Source organism: Anaerophaga thermohalophila str. Valhall, from assembly GCF_000250735.1.
GTDB classification, from domain to species: Bacteria; Bacteroidota; Bacteroidia; order Bacteroidales; family Marinilabiliaceae; genus Anaerophaga; species Anaerophaga thermohalophila_A.
This window is the reverse complement of record NZ_AHZV01000147.1, coordinates 1-5614: the sequence shown is the minus strand read 5'-3', so window position 1 is coordinate 5614 and position 5614 is coordinate 1. Positions and strand designations below refer to the sequence as shown.

General features: G+C 40.4%; 4 protein-coding genes. 1 reads left to right on the top strand and 3 read right to left on the bottom strand.

Annotation, left to right across the window (positions count from 1 at the left end; translation table 11 throughout):
* Positions 1-277: 277 nt before the first annotated feature.
* A complete protein-coding gene (locus OQ5_RS0107900) occupies positions 278-889 on the bottom strand; it encodes a TetR/AcrR family transcriptional regulator (RefSeq protein ID WP_016776969.1) in 612 nt (203 codons plus the stop codon).
* Positions 890-1603: 714 nt separating this feature from the next.
* Positions 1604-3589 carry a ribonuclease R gene (gene rnr / locus OQ5_RS20540; protein ID WP_255297440.1) on the bottom strand — a complete coding sequence of 662 codons (1986 nt, stop codon included), beginning with the start codon at positions 3587-3589 and terminating at the stop codon, positions 1604-1606.
* 650 nt (positions 3590-4239) lie between these two features.
* On the opposite strand from rnr, the gene OQ5_RS0107880 reads away from it, so the two are divergent.
* Positions 4240-4836, top strand: coding sequence for a hypothetical protein (locus tag OQ5_RS0107880; RefSeq protein ID WP_016776964.1), 597 nt, complete (start codon positions 4240-4242; stop codon positions 4834-4836).
* Between the two features lie 188 nt (positions 4837-5024).
* On the opposite strand, the gene OQ5_RS0107870 is transcribed toward OQ5_RS0107880, so the two are convergent.
* The gene (locus OQ5_RS0107870) at positions 5025-5549 is read right to left on the bottom strand and encodes a DUF3267 domain-containing protein (RefSeq protein ID WP_016776962.1); all 525 of its coding nucleotides are present in this window, start codon (positions 5547-5549) and stop codon (positions 5025-5027) included.
* Positions 5550-5614: the final 65 nt, after the last annotated feature.

Sequence of the window (5614 nt, the reverse complement as noted above, 5' to 3'; positions counted from 1 at the left end):
TAAAAGCATCTTTGTTGCCAAACTCTGCGTTGTTTTAAATTTTTGCATCCTCATTAACAACGGGTTAACTCCGGTACAAAAATTTAAAACGCCTTGATTTTGACAAAAATATGCTTTTTATACCGCACTCACATATTCTTTAGTGACAAACTTTATCATGCTCGTTTCATTCGTATAAAGTTTATTATTAAGGCCGAATGGAACTCGTCCCTGCCTGCCCCGGTTTATCGGGGAGTAATCGTGACTTGTTTCAATTGCCTGCCTGAATCAATAAAGGCTATGAACGCTTCAATATTCCGTAGAACAAAATGTTCAGGATATTGTCGAGTTGCAACCTGAAATCGTCAAAATTTTCTATTCCTCTGAATAAAGGCAGTTCCAGACCGCGCAAAGCCGTACTGATACCAATGGCAGCAAGTTTGAGATTTTTAATATCGAACTCTCCCGATGTGACTCCTTCTTCCATAATGGTCTTCAGCATTTCCTGTTCGGTCTTTTCCGAATTCTCCCTTACTTCCTCAAGAAAATGGTAATCGCCATAGGTCTCATCGCGCATGGCCTTTTGATAATTTTCCAACTCCCGCAAAGTTTCCATTCTGATAATAACGTAGTCATGAAATTTCTGACGGGGTTTGTAATTACTGTTAACCACCTCACGAAGCCGGTTTTCAAGTAATTCAGCCTCAAGTTCGATGACTGCCTGAAAGATCTCTTCTTTATTTTTAAAATAATAATAAAGAGAACTCTTTCCTTTCCTCAGGGCAAGTGCAATGTCCTCCATTGTGGTTTTACGATACCCGTATTTAGCAAAAAGATCACGGGCCGATTTAAGAATCGAATTCCGGACAGTGTCTTGTCCCGATACAAATGAATTAAAGATGTTGCTCATAATATTTAAACTTAAGGTTACAGGATAGATGTTAGGTTGTTAGGATTGTTAGGTTGTTAGGATTGTTAGGTTGTTAGGGTTGTTAAGTTGTTAGTTCCGGGTTGCTGGTCTTGTTGTTTGGTTGCTGGTTGTTCAATCTTTACCTCAACCTTAGTTTCAACCTGGATAGGGAACAGGTGCCGGGTTGTTAAGTTGTTGGTTCCGGGTTTAGGGTTTCTTGTTGTTTGGTTGACCATGCCTAAATCCCCCAAAGGGGGACTTTTATTCCGGGGCACTCTTTTTCAATTTGTATTGAGTTCTCCACCTCAAAAGTCAGTAAAAAAGCCAAAACGCAGAGACACAATGACGCAAAGTTTTTATTATGAAAGAGTTGTGGCTTGCACCTTGAGTTGCATAAACAATTAATTACCATAAATCTGTAAAAGTTAAACGGGGTGTTGCAATCTCAATCATTAAAATAATCCGTGAGCCCGGTCAAAAAAGCATCTTTGTTGCCAAACTCTGTGTTGTTTTAAATTTTTGCATCCTCATTAACAACGAGTTAACTCCGGTACAAAATTTTAAAACGCCTTGATTTTGACAAAAATATGCTTTTTATACCGCACTCATCCGTGTTCGCTCGGCTCTGCCGCTTTGCTTGCAAAGAATCTGTGTCCTCTGTGGTGCAATCTCAACCTTAACCTTAACCTTTACCTCAACCTGATTGTCTTAAAATCAGGGTGCCAGTGTAAAATCAAGCTGTCTTCTTTCGAGATTGGCCCGGGCAATTTGTATTCGAACCGAATCTCCCAATTGATATTTGCGATTTTTATGTCTCCCCACCAGGCAATAATTATCCTCATCAAACTGGTAAAAATCATCATCGAGGTCACGGATGGGAACCATTCCTTCGCATTTGTTCTCGTCGAGTTCAACGTAAATACCCCATTCGGTCACTCCCGAAATAACACCGTCGAATATTTCACCAATTCTGTCCTGCAAGAATTCCACCTGCTTATATTTAATGGAGGCGCGCTCAGCATCGGCTGCTCTTATTTCCATTTTTGAGCTGTGGTCGCATAGTTCTTCATATTTGTCGGATGACACCGAACGACCGCCATCAAGATATCGTTGCAGAAGCCGGTGTACCATCATGTCGGGATAACGTCTTATGGGTGATGTAAAATGCGTATAATACTTAAATCCCAGTCCGTAGTGCCCTATGTTATGCGTCGAATAAAAGGCTTTCGACATGGTACGTATGGCCAGTGTTTCCACAATATTTTGCTGCTTTTTCCCCTGAACCTCATCCAGAAGGCGATTCAGCGAGTGACTGATGGTTTCGCGCCCTTTGGGCATAGCCTCAAATCCCAGTTTGCGGACAAACTTGCTGAAAGTTTCATACTTCTCGGGGTCGGGTTCATCATGAATCCGGTAAACAAAAGTTTTGGCGTTTTTCCCGGGAGCTGAATTCTTCCCATCCAACTCATTACGTCCAATAATTTCAGCCACCCTTTTGTTGGCCAGCAACATAAATTCCTCAATCAGCTTATTGGCTTCTTTCGCCTCTTTGAAGAAAACGCTTAACGGATTTCCTTTTTCATCCAGTTCAAATTTTACCTCAATGCGTTCAAAATCAATAGAGCCTTTACTAAACCGTTCTTTTCGGAGTTTTTGGGCCAAATCGTTCAGCACCTTCAACTCGTTGTTCAAATCTCCTTCGCCTGTTTCAATGACTGCCTGAGCTTCTTCATAAGTAAACCTTCTGTCGCTTCGAATGACTGTTCGCCCAACCCAACTGTCGAGAATCCTGGCATCATTATCAAGCTCAAATACCGCCGAAAAGCAAAGCTTGTCCTCGTCGGGCCGCAAAGAGCACAATTCGTTACTCAACCGCTCGGGAAGCATAGGCACCACCCTGTCAACCAGATAAACAGAAGTCGCCCGCTCTGCCGCTTCCTTATCGATAACAGTCTTTGGCTGAACATAATGAGTGACATCGGCTATATGGATCCCCACTTCCCAATTCCCGTTTTTTAGCTTTCTGAGAGAGAGGGCATCATCAAAATCTTTGGCATCGGCCGGATCAATGGTAAAAGTAGTTACCTTGCGAAAATCCCGTCTTTTCTTTATCTCAGCTGCAGGAATCTTATCGTTAATCTTTTCGGCAGCAGCTACTACCTTACCCGGATATTTATAGGGCAGATTAAACTCTGCAAGGATGGCGTGCATTTCAGTGTTGTTTTCACCGGGATTACCAAGAATATCAATAACCTTTCCGATAGGATTTTTGGCTTTTTCCGGCCACCCGGTAATAGCTACCACGGCCTTTTGTCCGCTTTTCCCTCCCTTGAGATGTTCGGGCGGAATAAAAATGTCGTGATGCATCACACGCGAGTCCGCCACAAGAAAAGCGAAGCCTTTGGAGACTTCCAGCGTACCGACAAAATGATCACGGCTGCGTTCGAGAATTTCGATTACTTCCCCCTCGGCCTGTTTTCGGGGCTTACGCGCATACTGAAGCACCCTAACCCGGTCGCCGTTCAGGGCATGTCCCAAATTGCTCTGAGCTACAAAAATATCTTCATCGCCTTCATCGGGAACGATATAAGCCGTGCCCCGCGAGGTCATCTCCACAACACCTTCGACATAAGTCCCCGGTGTCATGAGCAACTTGAACCTGCCGGTAGATACTTCTTTCAGAAAGTTTTCTTCACTCAGTTCGAAAAGAAAAACTTCAATTTGCAGTTTTGTTTTTTCTTTGTGATTCCCAAAGCTGCAGAAACCTGCTTGTAATTGTACGTTTTATGCGGATTGTTTTCGAATAAATTCTTAACTGCTGAACGCAGGTCACTCTTCTTAAATATTTTATAGTTTTGTTTTTCTTTTTAGACATAAAAATCTGATTAGTGAAAAATTGGTTTTATTAGTGTCTGTCCACAAACTGCCATTGACCGTATTAGTTAAATCGTTGAACCTGTTTTTCTTTCTCCAGGCCAACTCAAAGATCGACCAAAATATACAATGTTTTGAATCTTTTATCAGGCTCAAAGATAAGAATATCGAGAATATTTGTAAAGTAGTCGATTAATTTGTTCGATAAAAGTTGTAATTTGCGCCATTAATTGTACAAAATTTTTATAAGCAAATATTTATAAGCCCGATCTAAAAAGCATCTTTGTTGCCAAACTCTGTGTTGTTTTAAATTTTGCATCCTCATTAACAAATAGTTAACTCCGGTACAAAAATTAAAAACGCCTTGATTTTGACAACAAAGATGCTTTTTATACCGCACTCATTAAGATTTAACAGAGTATTATTTATTAACTCATCAAAAAATTCAGAGTTTAAACAAATAATAGTTTCTTTAAATGGCAAAAATTCCATTTCTATCCGCTTTTTATTTTTTGCTTTTTTATATTCCCGCTCAAAATATGTACAGCCAGGATTATGCCCGGCATATGGCAGGTGTATCATTAGGGTTAGACGCTATATCATTAATTACCTCACTGAAAGAAGATGACCTTGACTATTATGAAGACGATCATGAATATGAAGAAGGAGGAATAGTGCAGTTGGGGCTATACTATAAGTTTAAACCTTTACCCAAATGGGATTTTGATATTGGGTATAAAATTGCGGCCTATACTTTGGGCAGCTATGAATATACTGAAAATGATCTGCAACATTCATATAGTTCAAAAGCAGACCACCTTGCTTTTACACGAGTTAATTTTTACCCCTGGAATGCCTATGAAAATAAACTTGTTATTTTTTATACCTCCTTAGAGACAGGAAACCACTGGTCTGACGGGCGATTAATTCTTTCTGATACCGATGGAAGACGGTTGGAAACAGAAAAACTGTTGACCGGGAATATTTATTTTGAATATAAAATTGGTTTAAAGGCAGCCCTTCAAAACAATCAATTTTTTGATGCCCTTGCATTAGATAGTGGGAATCAATAATATATATTATGCCAGATGCGTTTATGATGATTTAAAATCAAAAAACAAACCGGTAAGAATTAGCGGAGGACCGGCGTTAATCATGTCATTAAGGTTTGAATTCAACCGACTTAATAAAGGTCCAAAAAGAAAGTCAGAAAAAATAAATTATCCGGACTGGTTTCGACCTGTGGATGAATAAGGTATATTCAATCAAAAACATAAAATCCCATTTTTTCAGGATGGTCCAAAACTTTCCGGTGCGCGGGAATTTTTTTCAGCATCTTCAATGCCACTAAATCACCACCCGCAGCTATAATATAAATATAGCCGTAGAGCCAGAATCCGAAAGAACCTGTAAAGAGAGAAATTACAAACGGAACCGCGCCAAGGACTAACAGGGGGAGCAATGCACCAACCCGGTAATACTGTACGCGTATAGGTGTTGTACAATGACAATAAGGTGTATAAGTGGACTTGTCAATCCCGAATTTCACCGATTTATAGCCTCCCCGGGCAAATATCCCAAAGACTAATGCATGTAGTAACTCATGCAAAGGAACACCAACAATCACCAGGAACAAAAACAGAAGGAGTCCTTTTACCGACCAATCCCAAAACGGTTCTGCTCCGTGAATTACGAAAAACGGAATCCCGGTTGCAAACAGAACAGGAAGAATCATTCCTCCGGCCTTTTTGGCAGTTTCTTCTATGGTCAGCGATATTTCAGTCACTTTTGGGGAACAATCATCTAACTTTAACCAGTCACAAAGTTAACCTGCTTTATTCATAAGTTTTC

Excerpts from the sequence above, each read along its gene's own strand:
- OQ5_RS0107880 (WP_016776964.1), top strand. The coding sequence starts at position 4,240 with ATGGCAAAAATTCCATTTCTATCCGCTTTTTATTTTTTGCTTTTTTAT.
- OQ5_RS0107900 (WP_016776969.1), bottom strand. The coding sequence starts at position 889 with ATGAGCAACATCTTTAATTCATTTGTATCGGGACAAGACACTGTCCGG.